The sequence below is a fragment of the Hydrotalea sp. GW822-HT8A01 genome (assembly GCF_058798575.1).
Window position 1 is genome coordinate 2,638,610 of sequence record NZ_CM179506.1, and the last position, 26,372, is coordinate 2,664,981.

At 37.3% G+C, this 26,372-nt stretch carries 25 protein-coding genes; 22 read left to right on the forward strand and 3 right to left on the reverse strand.

Annotation, left to right across the window (positions count from 1 at the left end; translation table 11 throughout):
- Positions 1 to 83: 83 nt before the first annotated feature.
- Genes AC3QLY_RS11745 through AC3QLY_RS11755 form a run of 3 tightly spaced genes read right to left on the reverse strand, consistent with a single transcriptional unit; the run spans position 84 to position 2,322 of the window.
- Positions 84 to 647 (reverse strand): hypothetical protein, encoded by a 564-nt coding sequence (locus AC3QLY_RS11745; protein ID WP_074420101.1) that lies wholly within the window; start codon positions 645 to 647, stop codon positions 84 to 86.
- Positions 640 to 1,470, reverse strand: a complete 831-nt coding sequence (gene murQ / locus AC3QLY_RS11750) for an N-acetylmuramic acid 6-phosphate etherase (RefSeq protein ID WP_074420102.1) — start codon at positions 1,468 to 1,470, stop codon at positions 640 to 642. The genes AC3QLY_RS11745 and murQ overlap by 8 nt, the downstream gene beginning before the upstream one ends.
- Positions 1,471 to 1,479: 9 nt before the next feature.
- Entirely contained in the window at positions 1,480 to 2,322 is an 843-nt protein-coding gene (locus AC3QLY_RS11755) for an N-acetylglucosamine kinase (RefSeq protein WP_081301292.1), read from the reverse strand.
- A 102-nt stretch (positions 2,323 to 2,424) separates the two neighbouring features.
- On the opposite strand from AC3QLY_RS11755, the gene AC3QLY_RS11760 reads away from it, so the two are divergent.
- The 22 genes from AC3QLY_RS11760 (at position 2,425) to AC3QLY_RS11865 (ending at position 26,366) form a co-directional block, all read left to right on the forward strand.
- The gene (locus tag AC3QLY_RS11760; protein ID WP_074420103.1) at positions 2,425 to 4,005 is read left to right on the forward strand and encodes a S41 family peptidase; all 1,581 of its coding nucleotides are present in this window, start codon (positions 2,425 to 2,427) and stop codon (positions 4,003 to 4,005) included.
- A gap of 355 nt (positions 4,006 to 4,360) precedes the next feature.
- Entirely contained in the window at positions 4,361 to 5,272 is a 912-nt protein-coding gene (locus AC3QLY_RS11765; RefSeq protein WP_288096512.1) for a dihydrodipicolinate synthase family protein, read from the forward strand.
- 54 nt (positions 5,273 to 5,326) lie between these two features.
- On the forward strand, positions 5,327 to 6,802 hold the full coding sequence (locus AC3QLY_RS11770) for an aldehyde dehydrogenase (NADP(+)) (protein WP_218330686.1): 1,476 nt from the start codon (positions 5,327 to 5,329) through the stop codon (positions 6,800 to 6,802).
- A gap of 109 nt (positions 6,803 to 6,911) precedes the next feature.
- The gene (locus AC3QLY_RS11775; protein ID WP_218330685.1) at positions 6,912 to 7,913 is read left to right on the forward strand and encodes a 4-hydroxyproline epimerase; all 1,002 of its coding nucleotides are present in this window, start codon (positions 6,912 to 6,914) and stop codon (positions 7,911 to 7,913) included.
- Positions 7,914 to 7,931: 18 nt separating this feature from the next.
- Positions 7,932 to 9,182, forward strand: coding sequence for an NAD(P)/FAD-dependent oxidoreductase (locus AC3QLY_RS11780; RefSeq protein WP_074420105.1), 1,251 nt, complete (start codon positions 7,932 to 7,934; stop codon positions 9,180 to 9,182).
- A gap of 276 nt (positions 9,183 to 9,458) precedes the next feature.
- Positions 9,459 to 10,196, forward strand: coding sequence for a phosphoadenylyl-sulfate reductase (locus AC3QLY_RS11785; protein WP_074420106.1), 738 nt, complete (start codon positions 9,459 to 9,461; stop codon positions 10,194 to 10,196).
- A 20-nt stretch (positions 10,197 to 10,216) separates the two neighbouring features.
- Positions 10,217 to 11,125: a sulfate adenylyltransferase subunit CysD gene (gene cysD, locus AC3QLY_RS11790; protein WP_074420107.1), complete on the forward strand. Its 909-nt coding sequence runs from the start codon at positions 10,217 to 10,219 to the stop codon at positions 11,123 to 11,125.
- A 20-nt stretch (positions 11,126 to 11,145) separates the two neighbouring features.
- Positions 11,146 to 12,387 (forward strand): sulfate adenylyltransferase subunit 1, encoded by a 1,242-nt coding sequence (locus tag AC3QLY_RS11795; RefSeq protein ID WP_074420108.1) that lies wholly within the window; start codon positions 11,146 to 11,148, stop codon positions 12,385 to 12,387.
- 60 nt (positions 12,388 to 12,447) lie between these two features.
- On the forward strand, positions 12,448 to 13,296 hold the full coding sequence (locus AC3QLY_RS11800) for a serine O-acetyltransferase (RefSeq protein ID WP_228733122.1): 849 nt from the start codon (positions 12,448 to 12,450) through the stop codon (positions 13,294 to 13,296).
- A 16-nt stretch (positions 13,297 to 13,312) separates the two neighbouring features.
- On the forward strand, positions 13,313 to 14,224 hold the full coding sequence (cysK, locus tag AC3QLY_RS11805; RefSeq protein ID WP_074420110.1) for a cysteine synthase A: 912 nt from the start codon (positions 13,313 to 13,315) through the stop codon (positions 14,222 to 14,224).
- 69 nt (positions 14,225 to 14,293) lie between these two features.
- A complete protein-coding gene (gene cobA, locus AC3QLY_RS11810) occupies positions 14,294 to 15,148 on the forward strand; it encodes a uroporphyrinogen-III C-methyltransferase (protein ID WP_492989754.1) in 855 nt (284 codons plus the stop codon).
- Positions 15,132 to 16,826, forward strand: a complete 1,695-nt coding sequence (locus AC3QLY_RS11815) for a diflavin oxidoreductase (protein ID WP_492989755.1) — start codon at positions 15,132 to 15,134, stop codon at positions 16,824 to 16,826. The genes cobA and AC3QLY_RS11815 overlap by 17 nt, the downstream gene beginning before the upstream one ends.
- Before the next feature lie 24 nt (positions 16,827 to 16,850).
- Positions 16,851 to 18,521: an NADPH-dependent assimilatory sulfite reductase hemoprotein subunit gene (locus tag AC3QLY_RS11820; protein WP_074420113.1), complete on the forward strand. Its 1,671-nt coding sequence runs from the start codon at positions 16,851 to 16,853 to the stop codon at positions 18,519 to 18,521.
- 77 nt (positions 18,522 to 18,598) lie between these two features.
- Positions 18,599 to 19,243: a DUF2490 domain-containing protein gene (locus tag AC3QLY_RS11825; RefSeq protein ID WP_074420114.1), complete on the forward strand. Its 645-nt coding sequence runs from the start codon at positions 18,599 to 18,601 to the stop codon at positions 19,241 to 19,243.
- Positions 19,240 to 20,802: a TSUP family transporter gene (locus tag AC3QLY_RS11830; protein ID WP_074420115.1), complete on the forward strand. Its 1,563-nt coding sequence runs from the start codon at positions 19,240 to 19,242 to the stop codon at positions 20,800 to 20,802. Before AC3QLY_RS11825 ends, AC3QLY_RS11830 begins: the two co-directional genes overlap by 4 nt.
- A gap of 109 nt (positions 20,803 to 20,911) precedes the next feature.
- Positions 20,912 to 21,343, forward strand: a complete 432-nt coding sequence (locus tag AC3QLY_RS11835) for an RrF2 family transcriptional regulator (RefSeq protein WP_074420116.1) — start codon at positions 20,912 to 20,914, stop codon at positions 21,341 to 21,343.
- 44 nt (positions 21,344 to 21,387) lie between these two features.
- Positions 21,388 to 23,568: a cbb3-type cytochrome c oxidase subunit I gene (locus tag AC3QLY_RS11840; protein WP_074420973.1), complete on the forward strand. Its 2,181-nt coding sequence runs from the start codon at positions 21,388 to 21,390 to the stop codon at positions 23,566 to 23,568.
- A 20-nt stretch (positions 23,569 to 23,588) separates the two neighbouring features.
- Positions 23,589 to 24,617: a cbb3-type cytochrome c oxidase subunit II gene (locus AC3QLY_RS11845; protein WP_074420513.1), complete on the forward strand. Its 1,029-nt coding sequence runs from the start codon at positions 23,589 to 23,591 to the stop codon at positions 24,615 to 24,617.
- Positions 24,618 to 24,636: 19 nt separating this feature from the next.
- Positions 24,637 to 24,909, forward strand: coding sequence for a hypothetical protein (locus tag AC3QLY_RS11850; protein ID WP_074419708.1), 273 nt, complete (start codon positions 24,637 to 24,639; stop codon positions 24,907 to 24,909).
- Between the two features lie 76 nt (positions 24,910 to 24,985).
- Positions 24,986 to 25,393, forward strand: coding sequence for a cytochrome C (locus AC3QLY_RS11855; RefSeq protein WP_074417769.1), 408 nt, complete (start codon positions 24,986 to 24,988; stop codon positions 25,391 to 25,393).
- Between the two features lie 57 nt (positions 25,394 to 25,450).
- Positions 25,451 to 25,846, forward strand: a complete 396-nt coding sequence (locus tag AC3QLY_RS11860) for a group III truncated hemoglobin (protein WP_074419709.1) — start codon at positions 25,451 to 25,453, stop codon at positions 25,844 to 25,846.
- 58 nt (positions 25,847 to 25,904) lie between these two features.
- Positions 25,905 to 26,366: a hypothetical protein gene (locus AC3QLY_RS11865; protein ID WP_074417771.1), complete on the forward strand. Its 462-nt coding sequence runs from the start codon at positions 25,905 to 25,907 to the stop codon at positions 26,364 to 26,366.
- The last annotated feature ends 6 nt before the right edge of the window (positions 26,367 to 26,372 follow it).

Below are 26,372 nucleotides of genomic sequence, written 5' to 3' on the forward strand. Positions count from 1 at the left end.
ATGAATGAAATGTGAATTTACAGGAAACCATGCGAGTAACAAAATGGGTATTAGAATCCTTTGAATTGAAGTGTGGTATTTTGTTATTCCAAACGTTTTTGAAACATATCATCAATTTTCCTAAATAAATGTTGTGGTTTAAAAACGCGCCATTCAGGTATATCTAACAGTTCAATGTAATAATTTAATTTTTTCTTTCTAAAATCCTGTTGTGTGGCTTCAGGCATATTTAAAGCTACAATCCAGCCGTTTTCTTCGGTAACCTCATCAAACCATTCCTGATAATACTCCCTGTCGCTGCTATGGAAATTCAATACATTTTCAGTAATTAAAATGTATTTGGTAATGTGTTCCGAAAATAATGGGTCTAATACTTCCCGCTTCAGTTCCATAATATCGTTTTCAATGGCATCATTCCATTCGCCAATCATTTCAATTATGGCATAATGATAGTCGTAATCTGCAAAAAGTATTTTAAGGTACAGTGTTTTACTTCCAAAATCGTCCCATTGCGGATGAATATAATAGTTATAGATGGTTTGTGAATATTCAAATTCACTATATGTTTTTCCATAGAAAGGAGAGTGTTTGTCTTCTTCAGAAATATAAATATGCCGCCAGTTATAAAAAGGTTCAATATTATGCATGGTGATTTGTTCTGGCGGCCTCAATTGCTTTTTTTACGCTGCCATACTGCAATAATAAAGATTTTGCCTGTTCGTAGTTATGGTTGTGCAAATGTTCCATTACCATTTTTGCACCTCTGTCTACCAGCTTGGCGTTGGTGAGCTGCATATTTACCATTTTATTGTCTTCAACTCGTCCTAATTGAATCATTACACTGGTTGAAATCATATTCAATACCAGTTTTTGGGCAGTGCCGCTTTTCATGCGGGTACTGCCGGTAACAAATTCGGGGCCTACAATTATTTCAACCGGATAATCAGCTATTGAACTGATAGTAGAGTGAGGGTTACAGGAAATACTTCCGGTGGGTATATTTCTTTTTTTACAGGCTTCTAAAGTACCCACTACATAAGGGGTTGTACCACTGGCAGCTAAGCCAATTACAAAATCATTTTTTGTTACTCTGTAGCTTTCTAAATCTTTCCAGCCCTGTTCTAAGCTATCTTCTGCATTTTCTACGGCGTGGGTAATGGCTTTATCACCCCCGGCAATAATGCCTACTACCAGCCCGTAAGGAACACCATAGGTTGGGGGACATTCGCTGGCATCTAAAATACCGAGGCGGCCACTGGTGCCGGCACCTAAGTAAAATAAACGGCCACCGGCCAGCATTACATCTGTAATGGCAGCTACCAGATTTTCTATTTGCGGAATGGCTTTTTCAACAGCAAGCGGAACGGTTTTGTCTTCCTGATTGATTTTTTGCAATAGTTCTTTTATAGACATTTTCTCTAAATGTCTGTACGGAGAAGGTTGTTCTGTAATTCTCATTAATTCACGCATAAAACTTAATTATCGGTGGTATTCAATCAGCCCCTGCATTGGCTTTTGCAGTATTTTGCCAATTTGTATTTCATAAACCTGGCAAAGTTCCTGCAAAATATCGCTAAATCCAAATGCAACACTGCCAATAAAATTAATAGGATATTCCCAAATTTCTTTGTATTTTAATAAATGCTGATAAAAAAAATCATTCAATCCATCCTCTATAATATTTTCAATCATATAATGGCCGCGGTTTTCTGCAAGAAATAAAGCAAACCCGGCTAAATAACGATTGGCTAAAGGTTGTTGGTATACATTTTCTAAAATTTCTTTTGGTGTTAAGGCATATTTTTGGTTAAAACGATCCATTAGGTCGGCATCAAATGTTTGGTATAAATAATATTGAATTACCTTTTTGCCCAAATAAGCGCCACTGCCTTCATCACCTAAAATATATCCTATACCCGGACTGTTCTTGATAATTTTTTTGCCATTAAAATAACAGGAGTTTGAGCCGGTACCCAAAATGCAGGCAATTCCTTTTTCATGGCCACACAATGCTCTGGCGGCAGCCAGAATGTCGGTATTTATTTCAATAGCAGCCTGTTTAAACAGGGTTTTTAATACTGCCCGCATCATTTTAACATGATTTATATTGCTTAAACCTGTGCCATAAAAATAAATTTCATCAATTGCCTGTGCTTGTTTTAGATGGGGTAAAACTTCTGTTTGTATAATTTTAATCATGGTGCCTTTGGACAGAAAATACGGACTTAGCCCCTGTGTTGTAAAAACTGTTTTTTTGCGAGGTTGAATCAGGCACCATTCGCATTTGGTAGCGCCATTGTCTGCAATCAATTTAATAGCCATAACAAATTGTTTTTTACGGTAGTGTTGAACAATGAATCAGTCATTTCAACATTAATACGGATATTCGCAATCTTGAATTAAGATACAAAGAAGCATCATATTATGTCAGGAAAAAAATTAAGTATTTGGTTGCCATTGTTATTATCCATTATTTTAGTAATAGGTATGGTACTCGGTTATCAGCTAAATGTTACCACCTCATCCGGAAGTTTTTTGCACAATGGTAACCCTTCTTCTGTACAGGAAGTAATAGATTTAATTAATAACAAATACGTTGATGCCATTCGTCCGGATAGTTTTAAACAAGTGGTGATTGAACAATCGCTGGCCAATTTGGATCCTCATTCCATTTATATTCCTCCTAAAGATGTGAAAGAAGTAAATGAAGAATTGATGGGCAATTTTCAGGGAATTGGCGTTGAATTTCAAATTTTCAATGATACCATTAATGTGGTAAACGTTGTTCCGAATGGACCGGCTGCTCAGGCAGGTATTGCAGTAGGAGATGCATTATTAAAAGCCAACGATTCTATTGGGTTAGTAGGAAATATGAATCCAGATAGCATCAAAAATAAATTGCGTGGTCCAGCTGGTTCATTAGTAAAAATTACATTGTTGCGCAACGGTCAATTGAAAAATATTACGGTAAAACGCGGAAGCATACTGGTACCTTCAGTTGAAGTGGCTTACATGGTTACACCTGAAATTGGATATCTTAAAATTAACCGTTTCGGCGAGCGTACTTTTGAAGAGTTTATGCAAAAATTAGAAAGTTTGCAAAAGCAGGGAATGAAAAAATTAATTCTTGATTTACGTGGTAATGGAGGCGGAATATTAACGGAAGCTACTGCTATTGCCGATCAGTTTTTGGATGATGAAAAATTAATCGTATATACCGAAGGTGCCCATTCTCCCAGAATAGATTACCGCTGTAAAAGAGACGGTATTTTTGAAAAAAATCCATTGGTGGTTTTGGTGAATGAAACCACAGCTTCGGCCAGTGAGGTATTATCTGGTGCTTTGCAAGACTGGAACCGCGCTACCATTATTGGACGCAGAACTTTTGGTAAAGGGTTGGTGCAACAGCAATTTCAACTAAGTAACGGAGGGGCACTTCGGTTAACTGTAGCACGTTATTACACCCCGCTGGGAAGAAATATTCAGAAGCCTTATAATAAAGGCAAAGAAGCTTATGAAGATGAACTTATTAACCGCTTTCATGATGGCGAATTGCTAAAATTAGATTCTTCTAAATTAAAAGGACCCGCCTACAAAACACCCAATGGGCATTTGGTATATGGCGGCGGTGGAATTACCCCTGATATTTTTGTTCCGTATGATACTACTTTGTTACGTTCTTCGCTGAATAAAATTTTTTCAAAAAACACCATCAACTGGTTTGTATATAAGTTTTATCTAAGGAATAGAAGTTATTTTGATAATTTTAAAACTATTCGTGCATTTGAACAGGCTTTTCAATTGAACAATGCCCAGTGGAGTGAACTGGAAACCTATCTTAAATCAGATACACTGAAGATGCCTCAATCCGACATTGCAAAAAAAGAACTGGCTTTACGCATCAGGGCTTTAATGGCACGTCAGCTTTTTGGCTCTGCCGGTTATTATGAAATTATGAATGCAAATGATGAAACCTTTGAAAAAGCAGTACAACAAATGCAATAGTTTTTTAACGAATTCGTTTTTGAGAGAATAAATTTGATTAGATTGCTTTGCCTGATTGAAAAAAAAGTATTTACTGAGTGAAAAAAATTTATATTTTAAGAAAAAGTAAATTGATTATAGACCCTTTTAACTTAAGAAAAATAACAAAACGCGGTTTAAAAATTATCAGATAAAGTTTGGTATGAAGGCTTAGATGACTGGACGCCGGTAGCAGAACTATCGCATTTGGCGGCATGTATTGTTGCAACCGGCAATCGGAATGATTTATCGTTTTTTCAACGGGTATTTTCCTTTTTAAAATAATTGTTCTGAACTGTGTTTTCAATTCCTTTAGTTCCTTAGCTTTATAAAAAAAATGATGGCAGTAACAGAATGGAAAGGAATTTTTCCTGCACTAACTACTCCTTTTACCGCTAATGATACGATTGATGTGGCGTTGTTTTCCAAAAACATTCATGCGCAATTAGCTGCCGGCGTAAATGGTTTAATTGTTGGCGGGTCATTAGGTGAGGCGGCAGTGCTAACTTTGGATGAAAAGCAAATTTTATTGCAAACTGCAGCGGCTGTAAGCAACCGAACCGTTCCGGTATTATTGAACATTGCAGCGGCAACTATAAATGAAGCGATTCAACAAGTTGAGCTTGGTACAAAAAATTTTGTTAGTGGTTTTATGTTGTTGCCCCCTATGCGTTATAAAAGCGATGAAAGGGAAACAATTTATTTTTTAAAGACCGTTGCAGAGGCTACTTCATTGCCAATAATGCTATACAATAATCCGGTTGACTATGGTACAGAAATTACCATCGAAATATTGGAAGCGCTGGAACCAATAGCCAATATTGTGGCTATTAAAGAATCTACCCGAAACGTTACAAACGTATCAAGGCTGAAAAATCATTTCGGTAACCGGTTCTCCATATTGTGCGGTGTAGATACCATTGCTGCAGAATGTTTTATGATGGGTGCCGATGGATGGGTTGCCGGATTGGTGAACGCATTTCCGAAAGAAACGGTTGCATTATATCAATTAGTGAAAGCAAAACGATATGATGAAGCGGTTGCACTACATCGCTGGTTTTTACCTTTGCTGGAATTAGACATTCATCCTAAATTAGTGCAATATATTAAACTGGCGCAAATGGTAACTGGTTTAGGTAGTACCTATGTTCGGGCACCACGTTTGGTACCTGAAGGTGCAGAATATGAGCAACTGCTGCAATTAATTCATCATGCCATTGCCACGCATCCGGGATTGCCCAAATTTTAAAATGCAGGCGTTGGCAAAAAATGGCCAATTCTAATCCATTCAAATTACAGAACTATGTTAACCAATTCCATTCATGAAGTGTTAGAAAATGCTGCTGCAGCTATGCAGGCTTTGAAACAATACGTACCAGAGCAGAAAGCTGTTTTTCTTCGATCTGTTGCAACAGAAATAGATGCACTTGGTGATGCTTTATTGCAACAGGCCGCAACAGAAACCAATTTATCTATTGAGCGTTTACGTGGCGAACGTGCCCGAACCACTGGTCAATTGAATCTGTTTGCAGATATGTTGATGGAAGGAAGTTGGGTGGAAGCGGTAATTGATACAGCCCTACCAAACAGAACTCCGCCAAAGCCAGATTTGCGCAGAATGTTGTTTTCTATTGGCCCCATTGTTGTTTTTGGTGCCAGTAATTTTCCATTTGCCTATTCCACAGCCGGTGGCGATACGGCCAGTGCACTGGCAGCGGGTTGCCCGGTAATTGTAAAAGCACATCCTGCACACCCGGCCACTTCACAAATGGTATTTCAGGCCATACAAACGGCCATACAAAAAAACAATATGCCCTTGTATACCGTACAACATGTAACGGATAGTTCATTTGAAGCCGGAAAGGCATTGGTGCAACATCCGCTAACGGCAGGTGTTGGTTTCACCGGTTCACTAAGTGGAGGCCGGGCTTTGTATAATTATGCCGTTGAGCGCGAAAAGCCCATTCCAGTTTTTGCAGAAATGGGTAGCATTAATCCGGTACTGTTATTGCCTGATGCCATGAAAGAAAAAACTGCTGCTATTGCAAAAGAATATGCAGCTTCTATTGTTTTGGGAATGGGACAGTTTTGTACCAATCCAGGTTTAATACTTTGTATTAAAAATGAACAGCTTACTATTTTTTTACAGGAATTAAGTCGTCAAATTGAAGCCTCTATACCTGCAGCCATGTTGCACGAGGGTATTCATCAGGCTTATTTTACCAAAATGAAAAATGCATTATTACAAAAAGGGGTAATGCTGTTACAGCAGAGCAAAACTGCATTGCACCCAATGGATGCTTTGCCTACCGTTGCAGTGGTTGATGCTACCGTTTTTTTAAACAATCCATTATTAAAAGAAGAAGTGTTTGGGCCATATTCATTGGTAGTGCAATGTTCAGATATACAGGAATTATTGGGTGTTTGGAAAACAGTAAGCGGACAACTCACTACTTCCATCATGGGTACCGAAAATGATTTTGTGGATTTTCCTGAAATTGCACTGATTGCCACTGAAATTGCTGGAAGAATTGTTTTCAATGGTGTACCAACCGGTGTTGAAGTATGTCCGGCAATGGTACATGGGGGGCCATATCCTGCCTGTACCGACAGTCGTTTCACTGCTGTTGGTATTCATGCTGTAAAACGATGGGTAAGGCCAGTGGCTTTTCAAAATGCGCCGGAATCATTATTACCGGCTGAATTAAAGAACAGTAATCCATACAAAATTTGGCGCATGGTCAATAATCAGCTTACCAAAGAGGCTATAGTTTCTTAACTGTGTGCTTATATTCATGGTGTTATTTTTTTATTGATTTGGATACATGGAATTTGCAAAAATTTTCCTTTTCGGTATTTAATATTAATAACAGCAGCTCCTTCTATATATGAAAAAAACATTTTTTTGTATTGATGCGCATACTTGCGGCAATCCGGTACGGTTAGTAGCCGGAGGTGGCCCTGTTTTGCAGGGAAAAAATATGAGCGAAAAACGACAGCATTTTTTGCAGGAATTTGATTGGATTAGAAAGGGTTTGATGTTTGAGCCCCGTGGACATGATATGATGAGCGGCAGTATTTTATATCCACCCCATCATCCCGAAAATGATATGGCTGTGCTGTTTATTGAAACCAGTGGCTGTTTGCCCATGTGCGGCCATGGTACCATTGGCACTGTTACCATTGCCATTCAGGAGGGATTAATTGTTCCCAAACATCCTGGGCATTTGCGTTTGGAAACGCCGGCAGGAATTGTGCCAATTGAATATACAGAAGAAAACCCAAAAGTTACCCATGTTAAATTGACTAACGTACCCTCATTTCTGGCCGCTGAAGATATAGCAATTGAATGTGATGGGTTGGGAAGTTTATTGGTAGATGTTGCCTACGGAGGAAATTTCTATGCAATTATTGATGTGCAGCAAAACTTCAAAGGGTTAGAAAATTATACTGCTGATCAATTAATTTATTTTGCCCGTTCCATCAAAAAAGCGGTGAATGCGCAACACCATTTTGTACATCCGGAAAATGAAACCATTAAAGGCTGCGGCCATGTGTTATTTACAGGTGCAGTATTGAATCATGATTCAACAGCCCGTAATGCAGTTGTATATGGCGAAAAGGCCATTGACCGCAGCCCTTGTGGTACCGGTACTTCTGCAAGAATGGCACAATGGTACACCAAAGGGTTATTAAAAAAGGGTGATATTTTTGTGCATGAAAGTATAATCGGCTCCATATTCAAGGGTACTATTGAAGAAGAGCTGATGATAGGGGGCAAACCTGCTATCAGGCCGGGTATTGAAGGCTGGGCAAAAGTATACGGCTATAATACCATTCAAATTGATACAGATGATGATCCTTATGCATTGGGTTTTCAGGTTTTGTAATTTTAAATAAAAGCAACCATGAAAGTAATTGTAATTGGCGGTGGAATTATTGGGTTAAGTAGTGCTTATTTTCTGCACCAAACGGGACATGAAGTAACGGTAATTGACCAAACTGATATGTTGAACAATTGCTCTTATGGCAATGCAGGTTATGTTTGCCCCAGTCATTTTATTCCATTGGCAACACCTGGTGTGGTAAAACAAGGCCTGCGTTGGATGTTGAATGATACCAGTCCGTTTTATGTACAACCCCGTTTCAGTAAATCGCTCATTGAATGGGGTTGGCAATTTATGCGAAGTGCTACACCGGAGAAGGTTGAAAAAGCTGCCGTTCCATTGCGTGATATTGCTTTATTCAGCCAGCATATCTACGAAACCTTAGCAGCACAACCCAATTTTCATTTCTCTTATGAACACAAAGGTCTGTTAGAAATTTTTCAAACCGAAAAAGGAGCTGACCACGCAAAACATACCGTTGAGAAAGCACATCAATTGGGCTTAATAGATACGGAATTGTTGGATTATAGTGCATTACAGGCCAAAGAGCCACAAACAAAAATCAATGCACTCGGCGCTATTTATTTTAAGTGCGATGCACATTTGTATCCCAATAAACTTATGGCGCAATTACTGCAATATTTAAAAAATAGCGGAGTAGCATTGTTGATAAATGAAGCAGTAAAGGGTTTTCATACGGAACATCAACAAATAAAATCAATTGTAACTGCAAAAGCAACATATGAAGCCGATGCATATGTTTTGGCAACCGGTTCCTGGAGCCGTGAATTGGCGGCACAATTGCGTTTTTCAATTCCATTGATGCCGGGTAGGGGATATTCTGTAACGCTTGAAAATTCGCCTTACCATATTAATTATCCCGCAATTCTATTAGAAGGCAGGGCGGCATTAACACCAATGGACAGCAATAAAATTCGTTTTGGTGGTACCATGGAAATTACCACAACCTCAACACCACCTAAAATAAAACGTGTTGCCGGTTTGTTACAGGCAGTACAACGCTTTTATCCTTATTTTAAGATTCCTGTGCCACCCGTTGAGCAGATTTGGTATGGTTTCAGGCCTTGTTCTGCCGATGGGTTGCCTTATATAGGCAGGCCCAAACAATGGAAAAATTTGGTGGTTGCAACCGGTCATTCTATGTTGGGGCTCAGTTTGGGTGCCGGAACCGGTAAATTGGTAACTGAAATCATCAATGAACAAAAATCATCCATTGCGCTGGATGCATTCCGGGTAAATCGGTTCGATTAATACTGCATTTTTAAGTTTTTACTACAATGTTTCAAATATTTTATTATTGCATAACATTTGTTTTTATTGAGTTTCAACTCACTGAGAGCCTGGTTAATAAATTTTTAATCTTCAATTTAATAATCTATAAAAATGGTAGACTATATTTGCCTACTAAATTAGTAGACTAATAATTTCAATTCATGAATAAATACCCTTTCAATATGTGCAATTGTTGTTGTTGAAGCAGAAGCCGCAGCCGCATTTTATTTCAATTCAATCAAACAATTGCAAATCATGGAATCAGTAAAAATATCACCCAACCTTCAACATTTTCAAACGCAACTTCAGGGATTATCAGAATTGGAAGCACTGCAATTTTTGGCAGCTCAATTTCCGGGTAAAGTTGTTTTTTCAACCAGTTTTAGTATAGAAGATCAGGCCATTACTTATTGGATTCTAAAACATCAACTGGATATTAAAATATTTACCTTAGATACAGGAAGGCTATTTCCTGAAACCTATTCCGTTTGGGAAAGAACAAAAGAAAAGTACAATGCGCAAATAACCGCTTATTATCCTGAGGCAAACACATTGCAAAACTTTGTAACCCAAAAGGGTCCCAATGCTTTTTATGCTTCGGTCGAAAACCGAAAACAATGTTGTTTCATCCGCAAAGTGGAACCCTTACAAAAGGCATTGCTGGGTAATGCAGTATGGATTACCGGTTTGCGTGCCGAACATTCGCCCGATAGAAAAGATTTACCCATCTTGGAATGGGACAGCAGTAATGCAATGATTAAATTTCATCCCATTTTACATTGGTCAACTGAAACAGTCAAAACTTTCATTCAGCAACACGATGTTCCGTATAATCCTTTGCATGACAGGGGCTTTGTAAGTATTGGTTGTGCACCTTGTACCAGAGCTGTACAACCTGATGAAGATTTTAGAGCCGGAAGATGGTGGTGGGAGGATGCCACAAAAAAAGAATGTGGTTTGCACGTACATGCTGACAATACTGTTCATCGTTAGAAAATTTTAAAGTAGTTGTTATGGAAAAATATCATTTAGATCATTTAGACCAATTAGAATCGGAAGCTATTCATATTTTTAGGGAAGTTGCCGGTCAGTTCGAGAAACCGGTATTATTATTTAGTGGGGGGAAGGATTCCATTACTTTAGTTCACCTGGCTTTAAGAGCATTCAGGCCGGGCAATTTTCCCTTTCCTTTATTACATATTGATACCGGACATAATTTTCCGGAAGTATTACAATTTAGAGATGCATTGGTGCATGAAATAGGTGAGCAATTAATTGTTAGAAAGGTGGAAGATACCATGCGTTCTAAAAATTTACCTGAACCTAAAGGAAAATTTGCCAGCAGAAATGCATTGCAAACCTTTACACTTTTAGATGCTATTGAAGAATTTAAGTTTGATGCATGTATTGGCGGTGCACGCCGCGATGAAGAAAAAGCACGTGCCAAAGAAAGAATTTTTTCTGTGCGGGATGAATTTGGGCAGTGGGATCCCAAACTGCAACGTCCCGAGTTATGGAATATCTACAATGGTAAAATTCATAAAGGTGAAAATGTTCGGGTATTTCCCATTAGCAATTGGACAGAGTTAGATATCTGGAATTATATAAAGCGGCATCAGATAGCATTGCCTTCTATCTATTTTGCACATCAGCGTGAAGTAATTGAGTATGAAGGACAATTGGTTGCAGTTTCACCCTTTATTCAAATTGCAGAAGATGATTGTATCACAACAAAGCAAGTACGTTATAGAACAGTTGGAGATATGTCATGTACTGCCGCAATTGAATCAACTGCCACCAATATTGATGATATTATTGCAGAAATTATTGCCACCAAAACCAGTGAACGTGGTGAAACCAGAATTGATGATAAGGTTTCTGAAGCTGCAATGGAAGACCGGAAAAAAAATGGATATTTTTAATAATATAATAAAAATAATTTATGGATATTCTGAGATTTATTACTGCAGGTAGTGTGGATGATGGTAAAAGTACATTAATTGGTCGATTGTTATATGATAGTAAATCTATTATGATTGATCATTTAACTGCCATTCAGCAACAAACCAAACACAAAGCATTGGGTGAGATTGATTTGGCATTATTGACAGATGGATTAAGAGCAGAAAGAGAGCAAGGTATTACCATTGATGTGGCGTATAAATATTTTTCAACACCTGCAAGAAAGTTCATTATTGCAGATGCACCCGGCCATGTGCAGTATACCCGCAACATGGTTACAGGGGCATCGAATGCGAATTTGATTATCATTCTCATTGATGCTCGTAATGGGGTAGTAGAGCAAACCAAACGTCATTCCATCATTGCTGCATTGTTAAAAATTCCGCATGTCATTATTGCCATTAATAAAATGGATATGGTGGATTATTCAGAAGATACCTTCAATAACATTGTAATAGATTATGCCGCAGTAGCTGAGTCATTAGGATTAAACAATATTACTTATTTACCTATCAGTGCCTTGAATGGCGATAATATTGTTGAAAAATCAGAATTATTAAGCTGGTATGATGGGCCGTCTTTATTATCACTTTTAGAAAATATCTCCATTCATCAGGATGTAAATTTGAACATAACCCGCTTTCCTGTTCAATATGTTATACGGCCACAAAGCCCTGAATGGCACGACTATCGCGGTTATGCAGGCAAATTAATTAGTGGAGTACTCAAGCAGGGTGATGCCGTAACGGTGCTTCCGGAAGGACTCACCACCACCATCGATTATATTGAACACAATGGTACAAAAGTGAACGAAGCTTTTGCACCACAAAGTATTGTGTTACATTTGAAAGACGATATTGATGTAAGCAGAGGAAATTTGATTGTTCCTTCACATCAGTTACCAACTGTTTCTAAAGAAATTACAACTTTAATTTGCTGGATGGATGCAAAACCATTGCAAAAAGGAAACCGTTATTGGCTTCAGATAAACAGTACAATGGTAAAATGTATGGTTTGCGAAATACAGTATGCTTTAGATGTAAATACATTGGAACAAAAAAACAATGTATCATACATTGGACTGAACGAAATTGCTAAAATTGTTCTGAAAACAGCATCACCACTGGCTTTTGATAGTTATAACACACTTAGCGCAAATGGAGGTGCTATATTAATTGATGAAGCAACCAATGTTACAGTAGGTGCCTGTATGTTACAGTAAAAAGGAAAATACAGACGAATCTATTACAAAAATGTTGTAGGAAACTTTATTGAAAACCAGATGTTGTATACAATTATGGATGAAACATTATTTTTAGAAAAGTTATATCTGCGCAACGACAAATGTTTTCAGGTTTTTCCCGATAAAGCAGCAACCGAAAGTTTTGTATCTGATTTATTTCAATTATTGTTCATTCCAAAAAATAATGGAGAGGGTGGATTGTTGGCGATACAACGCGATTATGCAGATTTAAGGGTACGCTTTCAAAGTATGATTAAAGGATTTATTCAGGAAGAATTGCCAGCAGATGCAATTATTTACCGCTTTTTTGAACAATTGCCGAATGTGTATGATGCATTATTAGAAGATGCACATGCCATTTTACAATCGGATCCCGCTGCACAAACGTTGGAAGAAGTATTAGTAGCCTATCCCGGTTTTTTTGCTACAGCAGTTTACCGTTTTTCGCATGTATTATGGCATTTGAATTTAAAGATTTTAGGAAGAATGTTTACAGAGTACGCCCATAGTAAAACCGGAATTGATATTCATCCCGGTGCACAAATTGGCCATGCTTTTTCCATTGACCATGGTACCGGTGTGGTAATTGGCGAAACCAGTGTGCTGGGTAATCATGTTAAATTATATCAAGGGGTTACGCTTGGTGCGTTAAGTGTTGATAAAAAAGATGCTGCCACCAAAAGGCATCCTACTATTGAAGATAATGTTGTGATATATTCTGGTGCAACCATTTTAGGTGGTGATACCATTATTGGCCATGATAGTATTATAGGTGGCAATGTTTGGTTAACCTATAGTGTAGAGCCATATTCGGTAGTGTATCACAAAAGTGAAATTAAAGTAAGAGACAATAATCCATTTCCCGAACCACTCAATTTTGTAATTTAAATTAATACATCATATCATGAAGGCAGACAATATATTAGCAACTATTGGAAATACACCACATGTTCAGTTAAAAAAAATTTTTGGAACCCGACATCAGGTATGGATGAAATTGGAAAGAATGAATCCGGGTGGAAGTATTAAAGACCGGATTGCATTGGCTATGATTGAAGATGCAGAAAAAAAAGGATTACTGCATCCAGATAGTATTATCGTGGAACCTACTTCCGGCAATACAGGTATTGGTCTTGCTATGGTTGCTGCTGTAAAAGGATACAAAGTTATTTTAGTAATGCCCGAAAGCATGAGTGTTGAGCGCCGGAAATTAATGGCATTATACGGAGCCGAATTTGTGTTGACGCCTCGTGAAAAAGGCATGAAGGGGGCTATAGAAAAAGCGAACGAAATGGTATATGATAATCATAATGCCTGGATGCCCCAGCAATTCGATAATCAGGCGAATACGAAAATTCACCATCAAACTACTGCACATGAAATTGTGGCTGATTTTCCGGATGGAATTGATTATTTGATAACGGGTGTAGGTACTGGTGGACATATTACCGGTGTTGCAGAAGTTTTGAAAGAAAAATGGCCCTCCATCAAAATTTTTGCTGTTGAACCTGAATTATCACCTGTCATCAGTGGTGGTGCACCGGGGCCACATCCTTTACAAGGGCTTGGTGCAGGTTTTATTCCATCTATTCTGAATGTTAAATTATTAGATGGTGCCATTAAAGTAAGTAAAGATGATGCTTTTCATTATACGCAAAAATTGGCAAAGAAAGAAGGTATATTGGCAGGTATTTCTACAGGTGCATCATTAGCAGCCATTGCACAACAACTATCTGACATTCCGGAAAATAATGTAATCCTTACTTTTAATTACGATACAGGCGAACGTTATTTATCTGTTGAAGGATTGTTTTAAAAACATTTTTATCTCTAATCTTATTAGAGATAATTTTTTGATATTTTATCCTACTAAAAAAGTAGACTAATGAAAACTACATACAAAGGAAAAGTAATCATCATTGGTGCAGGACCGGGAGATCCAGACTTAGTTACTATAAAAGCGGTTCAATTTTTACAACAGGCCAATGTGGTATTGGTAGACAGGTTGGTAAGTGAAGCCATACTGGAACGTTATGTAAATCCACATGCAATCATCATCCCGGTAGGTAAGCAATGCCGATATGGCTTATCCACTTCGCAGGAAACCATCAATGCTTTGCTAGTGCAGTATGCAACTTCACAACCATTGGTGGTTCGATTAAAAGGAGGAGATGTGTCTTTCTTTTCGAATGTATTAGATGAGTTGGAAACTTTGAAAAAATATTCCATCCCTTTTGAAATTGTTCCGGGTATTACAGCCGCTTCGGGTGCTGCGGCTTATGCAGGTATTCCATTAACAGCTCGTAATTATGCCACTGCAGTCCGCTTTTTGACTTACTATAAAACAAATTTAATTCCTGATTCCTATTGGCACGATTTGGCCAAAACAGATGATACTTTGGTTTGGTATATGTCATCTGAAACTTTAGAACCTTTAATTGAACATTTACGGCAGTCTGGTATTGATGAACATAAATGGATATCCGTTATTGAACAGGCAACTACCCCTATGCAGCAGGTGTATAGTGCTCCTGTTCGTAATTTTTTATTGCAATTTGGTTCCATGCAATTTCTTTCCCCTTCATTGGTAATTATTGGGAAAGTGGCATCATTAAGCCATCAATTCAATTGGGTTAAAAGTAGTAATCCACAACATGAGCTTTATTTTCCATCCGTTACCGGCACTGCCGAATCTTATTTACATCATGAATTAATGCAACCTTATGTTAGCCGCACCTAAACTGAAAACAATTATCGATCTGGTTCAAAGTTCTAGTAAAGAAGAGCTTATATGGATAAACGGATATATTGCCGGAATTATTCAACAGGATACAACAGAAGTGGCCACTTTACCTGCTACAAACGTTAAGCCTAAATTAACCATTGTGTATGGAACCGAAACCGGTAATGCCAAACAATTGGCCACACAGTTTGCTTCGCTGGCTAAACAAAAAAAATGTTTGGTTAAATTAATTGGATTGGATCAATATACACCTAAAGATCTTGAAAAAGAATCTCTATTGGTAGTAGTTATTAGCACTCAGGGCGATGGAGAGCCACCTGCTGCTGCACTTTCATTTTATGAATATTTGCATCAAATACAAATTAACTTAAATCATTTGCAATATGCAGTGCTTGGTTTGGGTGATAGCAGCTATCCTTTGTTTTGTAAAACGGGTGAAGATGTGGATATGCAATTGAATAGGTTAGGCGCAAAAAGAATTCATGAACTGGCTAAATGTGATGTGGATTATGAAGCGGATGCCAATAACTGGTTTAATGGGCTCATTGAAAAATTGCTAACCAACAATTTTTCAGCATCAAATAATGCAGTATCTAAAAACGTTGCAATTGTATCCAAAACAGCAAAACAAACTTATAGCGGACTGATTGATAAAAAAATAGTATTGAACGATAAAGGTTCTTGTAAACAAACATTTCATATTGAAATTGCGGCAGATTCAGTTGATTATCAGCCGGGAGATTCCATTGGTGTTTATCCTGAAAATCCTGCTCATGTTGTGGATGAAATTTTACACTTACTTCAGGTACATCCGGAAAAAAAATTTTTATATAAAGATGAGTCCTATGCTATCGATACATTGTTGAGCAAAAAATTAAATATTTTGAACTTATCTGAAAAGATAATAAAAAAATATGCAGCATTAACTGAGCAGGATATTCCTGGAACCAGAATGGATTTATTGGATCTATTAAAAATTTATCCATTAAAAACTCAATCTCAATTAGAACCATTCATAGCATTATTGCAGGCGCAATCGCCCAGATTGTATACCATTGCTTCTTCCCCTATTGCAAATGAAAATGCCATTCATTTAACCATAAATCTGGAAAGATTTTATATAAATGAGGCTGAAAAAAATGGTTTGTGCTCACATTATTTATCTGAAATGCCCCTCCAATCACCCATTCATTTTTTTGTGCAAAAAAACAAACGCTTCAAATTGCCACAGGATGATGTGCCCATAATAATGATAGCGCATGGAACAGGTATTGCACCTTTTCGTTCTTTTCTTTTGCAACGCGATAATGCAGGTGCAGAAGGAAAAAACTGGTTAATTTTTGAAGAAGACAATTTCACTACTGACTTTTTATATCAAACCGAAATTCAAGATTGGTATGCAACAGGGCATATACATCAGTTACATCTTTGCTTCCAACATAATGTAATGCAACCTGCAACATTAGTAGAAAAGTTACAGCATCATGCAGCCACTTTTATGCAATGGATAGAACAGGGTGCCTATGTTTTTGTAAGTGGAGAAAAAGATTTTACAGGTGCAAAACTAGATCAGGCAATTATTGACATGATTGCAACTTCAGGAAAATATTCAAATGCAGTTGCTTTTTTTCAACAGCTAAAAAATGAAGGCAGGTTTGTAAAGGAAGTATACTAATTTTTAAAAAACAAAATTGTTTGTATGTCAGATAATATTAAACTTTCCAATATCGAAAAAATTAAAATGGCAAGTCGCGGATTACGTGGTACCCTTGCTGAAAGCTTGCAGGATGAACATACGGGTGCCATTCGGGAAGATGATCAGGCCCTCATCAAATTTCATGGAATGTATCAACAGGATGATCGGGACAGAAGAGAAGAACGCGCCGAAAAAAAATTGGAACGTTTGTATACATTCATGGTTCGTTTGCGATTAACGGGTGGTTTTATGTTGCCACAGCAATGGGTGGCCATACATCATGCCGCCGGTACGTATAGTACCGGTGTTATAAAAATAACCAGCAGGCAAACCATACAATTGCACGGTATTATTAAAGCCAATATTAAACCAACATTGCAGGCATTTCATCATGCTGACTTAACAACCATTGCCACTTGTGGAGATATTAACAGGAATGTATTGTGCAGTGCACATCCTGCTTATTCACCTGTGCATGAACAAGTATTTGCCATTGCAGATAAAATCTGCGCCAGGTTGCTTCCTAAAACCAAAGGATATGCAGAGATATGGCTGGATGATCAAATAATATATGAACCGGAAGCAGAAAAGGATGATTTGTACCAAGACAGATACTTGCCCCGTAAGTTTAAAATTGCCATTGCAATTCCACCGAATAATGATGTGGATGTTTTTGCAAATGATATTGGTTTAATTGCGATTATTGAAAATAATGTGCTTATAGGATTTAATATAGCCATTGGAGGCGGTCTGGCATCTACACATGGTAATTCAGATACTTATCCGAGATTAGCAACGGTGATTGGATTTGTGCAGGGCGAGGAAAATGTTTTAAAAACAGTTTATGCTGTGGCAGCCATACAACGCGATTATGGTAACAGGGCTGACAGAAAATTTGCACGTTTAAAATATACCGTTGATAAATATGGTATAGATTGGTTTAAAAAGGAAATTGAAGCCAGAAGCGGATATACATTTGAAACCGAAAAACCCTATCAATTTGTAGAAAGAGCCGATCAGTTAGGATGGCATCAAAACCACGTTGGTAAATGGTATTATACTGTTTTTATTGAAAATGGCAGAATTACAGATACCCCCCACGTTCAATTAAAAACTGCTTTATTAAAAATTGCACAGGCAGGTATTGCAAATTTTCGGTTTACCTGTAATCAAAATGTAATTATCAGCGATATTGCCCCCCAACATCAGTCAAAAGTTGCATCTATCTTAACTGAATATGGTATTATCACTCAAAATGAGTCTACTTCACCTGTCAGGCAACGGTCAATGGCTTGTGTAGCATTTCCTACCTGCCCTTTAGCTCTGGCAGAAGCACAACGCTATTTACCCAATTTGTTAACTAAAATTGAATTGCTGTTAAAAAAATACGAATTAGAGCAAGAAGCGATTATTATTAGAATGACCGGTTGCCCCAATGGTTGTGCCCGTTCATATGCAGCTGAAATTGGTTTGATAGGCACTGCATACGGTAAATACAACTTATATCTTGGTGGCGATTATGAAGGATACAGACTCAATAAACTATATCGTGAAAATTTAGAAGAAGCAACCATTCTTGTAACTTTAGATAACTGCTTTCGGCAATTTAAATTGAATCGAAAATCAGGTGAACGTTTTGGTGATTTTGCGAATAATTATTTTTTTAATACCTAAAATTTTTTGCTTTGATCAGGCAAATCATATATACTATCTCATTTTCAGGTTTTTTTTGCAGTGTTGCAGCACAATCTGTGAATACAAGTACTTCCGCTGTTTGGGCCGGTTATTTTTTTTCAGTACCCGTTTCTGAAAAATGGAAAATTTCCGGCGATATGCAGTTGCGCTCCAAATACGGGTTTTCGCAATTATCGCAAATGCTCATACGATCTGGGATTGCCTATTCAATCACACCGACATGGACAATTACAACCGGGGCTGCCTATTTTAAATCTGCCGGTCAGTTACATCTTGAAAATATTTATTTAGATGAATATAGATTATGGCAGGAAAATGCTTTTCAAATTCCAATCAATCACTTCACCCTCACGAACAGAACTCGTTTGGAAGAAAGATGGTTACAAAAAAAAGCTGTAGATGGCACACAATCTTTTGTTTATGCCAGCAGATTGCGAAATAAAATGGCAGTTGCATTTCCTGTTTCACCAATTTATGTTGTAGAAATCGGTACTGAATGTATGTTGGTTGCCAATAAAACCAATGTTGTGGATGTGTTGAGAATTTTTTCAGGTATTTATTATATGCATCATAAAACATTGAGCTGTCAATTGCAATATATGTACCAATGCCAATATAAATCTGTCGGTGCGTTGGATTATAGAGATAACCAACATATTATTCGATTCAATATTTATCACGAATTCCATTCAAAGCCATGAATGCCAATATTATACAACCGTATTTAGAGGTAGTTCCTGCAAATGCAAACAGTACTGAGCAGAACAATTTGTTTCCCGTATTTTTCAAATTAGAAACAATGGCTGTATTGATAGTAGGTGGTGGAAATATTGCCATGGAAAAACTGCAAAGTATTGTACAAAATGCCCCTGCTACACCTATTACAATTGTAGCTATCGAAATTAAACCGGCAATTTATGCAATTGCTGCAGTTAATACGCATATTACTATTGTACAACAGAAATATGAACCTTCTTTCTTAAAAAATCAACAATTGGTGTTTGTTGCAGTAAATAATATTGAGTTGGCTGCGACCATTCGGGCAGATGCGCATGCAATGAATTTGTTGGTGAATGTAGCTGATAAACCTGCACTATGTGATTTTTATCTGAGTTCAGTGGTGCAAAAAGGTAATTTAAAAATTGCCATTTCAACCAATGGTAAATCGCCTACCATTGCAAAACGATTAAAAGAACTATTGTATGTAATAATACCGGATGACGTAGATGCCTTGCTGTATAATATGCAACACATTAGAAATCAATTGACTGGAAATTTTGCTGATAAGGTAAAGCACCTCAATCAGCTTACACAAACATTGGTTGCAAAAAATATGCAATTGAACGATATAAAATTGCAGACCCCCAGGGAAAAAAAATGGCAACAAATTGTAAAATGGTGTTTGTTTGCTTTTGTATGCATGATCTTTGGTCATACCATTCTTTCTTTAATCCCTGCATTTAGCTGGCGTGCCGGGTTGAACAGTTTTATAGAATTGATGGATTGGCCAGTATTTACGATAATGTTGTTGACAGGTTTTATTGCACAATTGGTTGATGGTTCTTTGGGGATGGGCTATGGAACCATTTCCACTACAATTTTATTAGCCAATGGTGTTAATCCTGCTATTGTAAGCAGCAGGGTGCATGCTGCCAGAGTTTTTTCAAGTGGGGTATCAGGTTATCAGCACCATCGGTTTGGTAACATTAATAAAAAATTGTTTAAAAGTTTAGTGGTGCCGGGCATGTTTGGTGCTGTATTGGGAGCCACATTGGCAAGTATGATGCAGCAATATGCTTTTTATATCAAAATTCCATTATCATTTTACACTTTATTTCTGGGATATCATATAATACGCAAGGCATTTGCTGCACAACGTAATGGCAATAAAGTAAACCGTGCCGGTTGGCTGGCGGGTATTGGCGGATTTACCGATGCTTTTGCCGGCGGTGGTTGGGGAACTTTGGTAACCAGTACATTAATTTCAAAACGTAAAAATCCGCGTTATGTAATTGGTTCGGTTTGTTTGGCTGAATTTTTTGTTGTATTTGCCAGCGCACTTACTTTTTTTATTGTATTAAAACATATTCCATTGTTTGATGTAGCCGGTTTAATTATTGGTGGTGTTTTGGCAGCACCTGTAGCCGCAAAATTGGCCGGGAGGTTGCCTGTCAAAAAAATGTATGTAGCGGTTGGTATAATGGTCATGATAACCAGTATTATCACACTATGGAAGGCATTACATTTCTTTTTTGTTTAGCTTTTTTTAAAAACATCTGATTGTTGAAAAAAGAAATTTTTATTAATAAAAGATAAAAAACTCCTTTATTTCTAATTTTATATTATTTTTGTGCCCACAAACCATGAATATGTTTTCAAAAACATGTGAATACGCTATCCGGGCAATTTTATATATTGCACAAAAGTCTAAACACGGCATAAAGGTGAGTATTAAAGATATTGCTAAAGGCATTGGCTCTCCGGAATATTTTTTAGGGAAAATATTGCAAGACTTGAGCAGAAAGGGTTTAATACAATCTTTAAAAGGCCCAACTGGCGGGTTTTATTTAGATGAAAGTAATTTGCAATATACACTAGCCGATGTAGTGAAAGCAATAGATGGCGATAAAATTTTTAACGGATGCGGATTGGGTTTAAAACAATGTTCTGAAAAATCGCCATGTCCTATTCATAACGATTTTAAGAAAATACGCGCTGAAATTTTTGAGTTATTGCAACGTGCCAGACTGGGTGAGTTTAATGAATTGTTGGAAAAAAAGCTGGCCGTTTTAAAAAGATAATTTTTTTGCTTTAATAAAAGATAAAAACCTCTTAATATATTTTTATGTTTAAAAAATTTAGCCTTCTTCTAATTGGTGCAATATTGCTGTTGGTTGCTTTTCCTTTGAACCATGTATTTGCACAGGATGGTATACCCAGTTCATTTAGTTTTCAATCCATTACAGGAATCATGCTCATCATTATTACATTGTTAATTCTGATATTACTGGCAGCCTTTGTACTTCAGTTAAAAGTAAAGGAAATGAATAAAGAACAACTTCAGTCTGATCAGGAAAATATTGAACAAAACATATCCACTTATATCAGTCGGTTTACAGCTGAGCAGATTGATCAATATTTTTTATGGAAGCAAAAAAGAAAGCGTAACAATCATCAAAATGGAAATAGTGGGGTGGGTACTGCAGGAAAGATGTTTTTGTTCTTAGTGTTTCTGTTTTTTGCACAACAATTATTGGCGCAGGACCCGGCTCAAACTGTAACCGGAGAGGCCGGAATTGTCATCACCACAATTCTAATTTTAACACCCATTTTATTGGGGATTATTATTATGATTGTAAAAGTGATGAATGTTTTAAAGCGATATCGAAATAATTTAAAAATTACAGAAGCTGAAAAACTGGCGGAGTATCTGCAGCAAAAAGATGATGTGAATTTAGATGCAGCATTGATGCAAAGAAAAGCTGCTTTAGATTTTTCACTTCATAATAATGAATTATCAGGCAATGCCCCGCCGTTAGATAAACGTGGATTGATACAAACTGATCCTGATCAGACTGAATTGCCAATTGCCGCAGCAAAGAAACGTGCTTTGAAACGCCCTAATATTGACCCTGCTTTATCTAAATTGGTATTATGGTATATTGGTTGTGCCGCTTTTTGGCTAATTTTTGGAACAACAATAGGGGAGTACATCGGAATAAAATTTGTAGCACCAGATGCAGATCATATCAGTTGGTTAAGTTTCGGGCGTTTAAGACCTGTTCACACCAATTCGGTATTTTGGGGATGGGCTTCTTTAGGTATGTTGGGTTTAGGATACTATATTGTTCCAAAAGTGAGTAATGCACCATTAGCCAGTTTTAAAAAAGGATGGTATACGCTCTATTTTATTAATGCTGCAGTTATTTTAGGTTCACTCTGTTTAATGGCTGGCATTAATAATGCCGGTGGCGAGTATCGTGAATATATTTGGCCGGTAATGGCATTGTTCGGAATAGGATTGGTGTTAACCCTCATTAATTTTTTACAAACTATTGCCAGGCGCACCACCAAAGAAATTTATATTTCTAACTGGTACATTGTTTCCGCTATTATGTTTGGGTTGGTCATTGCAATGGTTGCATATCTTCCTTTTTGGCAGGATGCATTAGGCGAAACCATCATACAAGGTTATTATATGCACCAGGGCGTGGGTATGTGGTTTATGCTGTTTACTTTAGGTATTGTGTATTATTTTTTGCCACAACAACTGAATAGACCCATCTATTCTTATAGCCTTGGTATATTGGCTTTTTGGACTCAGATTTTATTTTATACGTTAATTGGCACACACCATTTTGTTTTCAGTGCTATACCCTGGTGGTTGCAAACTGTTGCTATAGTGGGTAGTGCAGGTATGGCCATTCCGGTAATTGCAGGTACCACCAACTTTTTAATGACATTTAAAAGAGCATGGTATAAGGTATCTGATAGTTATACTTTGCCTTTCTTTCTGGTAGGCATCATCTTTTATTTTTCGGGTTCTATGCAGGGAACGGCCGAGGCTTTTCGTTCTTCTAACCTAATCTGGCATTTTACCGATTTTACTGTTGCACATTCACATTTAACCATGTATGGTATCATTTCTTTTTTTCTTTGGGCTGGTATTTATGCAGTTGTACCGCGACTAACAGGAAAAGAGGCGCCACAGCTTACCATTGGTGCACATTTCTGGTTTGCTTTGGTGGGGTTATTATTTTATACCATACCATTAATGATTGGGGCTACATTAAAAGGGAATATGTGGATAGAAGGAAAACCATTTATTGATTCGGTAGTCATGATGGCGCCTTATTGGTTGTGGAGGGCTATTGGCGGAAGTTTAATGTGGTTTTCACATCTGCTGTTTGCGTACAACTTATATAAAATGTTTTCAGGAAATGTTGAATTGAATGTAACGGAGGTGGCCTTGGAAAAGTTAGTTGTAAACAATTCAAGTGAAAGTGGAGCACAAGCAATTATTTAATTTATTTATTCTATACAATTATGGAACTGTTTGATAATCATAAGAAATTATTTTCAGCTGCGGCTTTATTCTTTATTGGCCTTACAATATTGGTTGCTATTTTGCCGGCCTGGCGCAATCAATACAACAATGCCCCATTGCCTAATGCCACGCCGATGTCTGAAGATGCCATTAAAGGCAAAGAAGTATTTATTTCAAACGGATGTGTTGCCTGCCATACACAACAGGTACGAAACATTGCTATGGATAAAGTTTGGGGTGAACGCCCCAGCATTGCTGCTGATTATGCAGGAATACATCGCCAGAGTATTTGGGTAAATACTGCTACTTTAATGGGTACTGAACGAACCGGGCCCGATTTAACCAATATTGGCTTACGCCAGCCCAGCAAAGAATGGAATCTGGTGCATTTGTATAATCCAAGAATTGTAGTAAAAGAATCTGTAATGCCTGCTTATTCCTGGTTATTTGAAATAAAAGAACAACCCGCTAAAAATGATGTAGTGGTTAATGTTCCGGATGCTTTTTTATATGGTCGAAAAGGTAAGGTGGTAGCTACGCCCAAAGCTTTACAATTGGTGGCTTATCTCGAATCATTAAAACAGACTAAATTACCCGATGGAAGCCCTTCTCCCGATTTTTTATACAAGCAACAAGTGGCTGCATCTGAAGCAAAAACAGGTACCAGTACCGGCGCTACCGTATTGAATGGAGAAACCTTGTATACAGCCAATTGTCAAAGTTGCCATCAGGCTAACGGTGAGGGATTGCCCGGCGCTTTTCCTGCATTGAAGGGAAGTAAAGTAGTGCTGGATGATAATGCTGCCTTAATGGTCAATATTATTATGAATGGTTATACAGGAAGGGAAAAAGAGGGGTTTGGCCCAATGCCTGCAGTGGGTACTAATAATAATCTTTCTGCCGATGAAATTGCTGCCATCATGAATCATGAAAAAACAAGCTGGGGTAATAATGCCAAAACCGTAACTGCCGATGAGGTGAAAAAATTAGTGGATTTGGCAAAAGCTTCTGCTACTGAAAATAAGTAATAACCAAAATTTATTTGTTATGATAAAAAAAATATTTTTCGTTATTCTGCTTCTCCTCAATTTTACCGGTAAGGTATGGGCATGCGCTGCCTGTGAGGAACAGCAGTCCGCATTTTTAAAAGGAATTACTCATGGCCCGGGCCCGGATGGTAATTTGGATTATTTCATTGTAAGCATTGCTATGATAATTGTGTTGGCTACATTGTATTACTCGGTAAAATGGTTAATTAAACCGGGAGAAACCAATGCCAATCATATTAAACAAACGATATTTAAAAAAGATGGATTTTGAAACATTTGTAATTGTTGAAATTAAAAATGTTTAGTATCTATTGCAGCCAATTTATATCATTTTAAACGCATGATTCATGAAAGATAAAAGCACTATTACGGTATTCCTTGATGATGAAGTGCAGCCCATTGCAACTTTTGAATCGCCTGTACGGTTTGAACTGGATACCAGAAAACTGGTAGATGGGGATCACGTACTTCGTATTGTAAGTAAAGATCCTACAGGTAAGGAGGGTATACGAATTATGCCCTTTGTTGTACGGAATGGCCCCGCCATTGAAGTAGAAGGAATTAAGGAAAATGCTGTAGTAGATGGTATTTTACCCTTAATGATTAATGCCTATGGAAAAGGAAATCAAAAAGAATTTTTAATTGTGGGCAGCGAATCTCCCAAAAGTATACCATCATGGGTATGGGTAATCACCATCTCATTTATTGCCTGGGCAATATTTTATTTGGCACGTTACTTAACAATTCGGCAATAAACCGCATTAAAAAAATTACAATCATAAAAGATAAAAAGGCATTTTAATAACTACACAATGCACACCAAAAAAGACATAGTAACATTTCAGGATATTCAAGTTTTAGTAAATAGTTTTTACGATAAGGTTCAAAAAGATGAACTATTGGCACCCATTTTTAACAACGTTATTCAAAACCATTGGCCCGAACATTTAGAAAAGATGTATCGCTTTTGGGAAACAGTTCTGTTGGATGCAAATACTTATTTCGGTGCACCATTTTTACCGCATGCCAACCTGCCGGTGCAGCACGAACATTTTGAGCATTGGATAGCATTATTTATGGAAACTATTGATACTCATTTTGAAGGAATAAAAGCAGACGAAGCTAAATGGCGGGCAGGTAAAATGGCTGTTATGTTTGAAAGCAAGATCAATTATCTATCTAAAAACACATTAAAGCCTTTAATGTAATGTTTCAGAAGTGTATGCATTACACAAATTCGAGATTGAAACAGTTAAAATATTTAAAATGACTAAGTTAAATGATATAATGGTATCTGCTGCACTGATTTGGATTGGTTTTACCGGAGCCATCAGTTTTATGGAGGCCTGGATTAAATTTAAGGCGCCGGGGGTAACACTTCCTATTGGTTTAGGGATTGGACGATTGGTTTTTAGCGCACTTAATAAAGTGGAATGGGCGCTGGCTTTCATTATTGCCGTTGTATTCATTTATCAGTTCGTTGCAGTAAACGAAAACAATTTACATGCTATAATCGACCTGTGTTTCACTTTTGTTATTGTACTGGTTATTTTAGTTTTAGAAACTTTTTGGTTATTGCCAAAATTAGATAAAAGGGCTTCTGCTATTATTGCCGGAAATAGTTTACCCGCTTCATCACTTCATATTTATTTCATTGGTGCCGAATGCATTAAAATTGGTTTGTTGATTTATTTCTCCATTCAGGTTTTTCTTTTTAAACATCCATAATTATTC

What these genes read in the sequence shown, in the direction of transcription:
- AC3QLY_RS11855 (WP_074417769.1), top strand. Translation starts at nt 24,986, where the DNA reads ATGAAAGATAAAAGCACTATTACGGTATTCCTTGATGATGAAGTGCAG.
- AC3QLY_RS11770 (WP_218330686.1), top strand. Translation starts at nt 5,327, where the DNA reads ATGTTAACCAATTCCATTCATGAAGTGTTAGAAAATGCTGCTGCAGCT.
- cobA (WP_492989754.1), top strand. Translation starts at nt 14,294, where the DNA reads ATGAAAACTACATACAAAGGAAAAGTAATCATCATTGGTGCAGGACCG.
- AC3QLY_RS11860 (WP_074419709.1), top strand. Translation starts at nt 25,451, where the DNA reads ATGCACACCAAAAAAGACATAGTAACATTTCAGGATATTCAAGTTTTA.
- AC3QLY_RS11835 (WP_074420116.1), top strand. Translation starts at nt 20,912, where the DNA reads ATGTTTTCAAAAACATGTGAATACGCTATCCGGGCAATTTTATATATT.
- cysD (WP_074420107.1), top strand. Translation starts at nt 10,217, where the DNA reads ATGGAAAAATATCATTTAGATCATTTAGACCAATTAGAATCGGAAGCT.
- AC3QLY_RS11840 (WP_074420973.1), top strand. Translation starts at nt 21,388, where the DNA reads ATGTTTAAAAAATTTAGCCTTCTTCTAATTGGTGCAATATTGCTGTTG.
- AC3QLY_RS11755 (WP_081301292.1), bottom strand. Translation starts at nt 2,322, where the DNA reads ATGGCTATTAAATTGATTGCAGACAATGGCGCTACCAAATGCGAATGG.
- AC3QLY_RS11785 (WP_074420106.1), top strand. Translation starts at nt 9,459, where the DNA reads ATGGAATCAGTAAAAATATCACCCAACCTTCAACATTTTCAAACGCAA.
- AC3QLY_RS11775 (WP_218330685.1), top strand. Translation starts at nt 6,912, where the DNA reads ATGAAAAAAACATTTTTTTGTATTGATGCGCATACTTGCGGCAATCCG.
- AC3QLY_RS11795 (WP_074420108.1), top strand. Translation starts at nt 11,146, where the DNA reads ATGGATATTCTGAGATTTATTACTGCAGGTAGTGTGGATGATGGTAAA.
- AC3QLY_RS11845 (WP_074420513.1), top strand. Translation starts at nt 23,589, where the DNA reads ATGGAACTGTTTGATAATCATAAGAAATTATTTTCAGCTGCGGCTTTA.
- AC3QLY_RS11800 (WP_228733122.1), top strand. Translation starts at nt 12,448, where the DNA reads ATGTTGTATACAATTATGGATGAAACATTATTTTTAGAAAAGTTATAT.
- AC3QLY_RS11850 (WP_074419708.1), top strand. Translation starts at nt 24,637, where the DNA reads ATGATAAAAAAAATATTTTTCGTTATTCTGCTTCTCCTCAATTTTACC.
- cysK (WP_074420110.1), top strand. Translation starts at nt 13,313, where the DNA reads ATGAAGGCAGACAATATATTAGCAACTATTGGAAATACACCACATGTT.
- AC3QLY_RS11865 (WP_074417771.1), top strand. Translation starts at nt 25,905, where the DNA reads ATGACTAAGTTAAATGATATAATGGTATCTGCTGCACTGATTTGGATT.
- AC3QLY_RS11745 (WP_074420101.1), bottom strand. Translation starts at nt 647, where the DNA reads ATGCATAATATTGAACCTTTTTATAACTGGCGGCATATTTATATTTCT.
- AC3QLY_RS11760 (WP_074420103.1), top strand. Translation starts at nt 2,425, where the DNA reads ATGTCAGGAAAAAAATTAAGTATTTGGTTGCCATTGTTATTATCCATT.
- AC3QLY_RS11830 (WP_074420115.1), top strand. Translation starts at nt 19,240, where the DNA reads ATGAATGCCAATATTATACAACCGTATTTAGAGGTAGTTCCTGCAAAT.
- AC3QLY_RS11815 (WP_492989755.1), top strand. Translation starts at nt 15,132, where the DNA reads ATGTTAGCCGCACCTAAACTGAAAACAATTATCGATCTGGTTCAAAGT.
- AC3QLY_RS11765 (WP_288096512.1), top strand. Translation starts at nt 4,361, where the DNA reads ATGATGGCAGTAACAGAATGGAAAGGAATTTTTCCTGCACTAACTACT.
- murQ (WP_074420102.1), bottom strand. Translation starts at nt 1,470, where the DNA reads ATGCGTGAATTAATGAGAATTACAGAACAACCTTCTCCGTACAGACAT.
- AC3QLY_RS11820 (WP_074420113.1), top strand. Translation starts at nt 16,851, where the DNA reads ATGTCAGATAATATTAAACTTTCCAATATCGAAAAAATTAAAATGGCA.
- AC3QLY_RS11780 (WP_074420105.1), top strand. Translation starts at nt 7,932, where the DNA reads ATGAAAGTAATTGTAATTGGCGGTGGAATTATTGGGTTAAGTAGTGCT.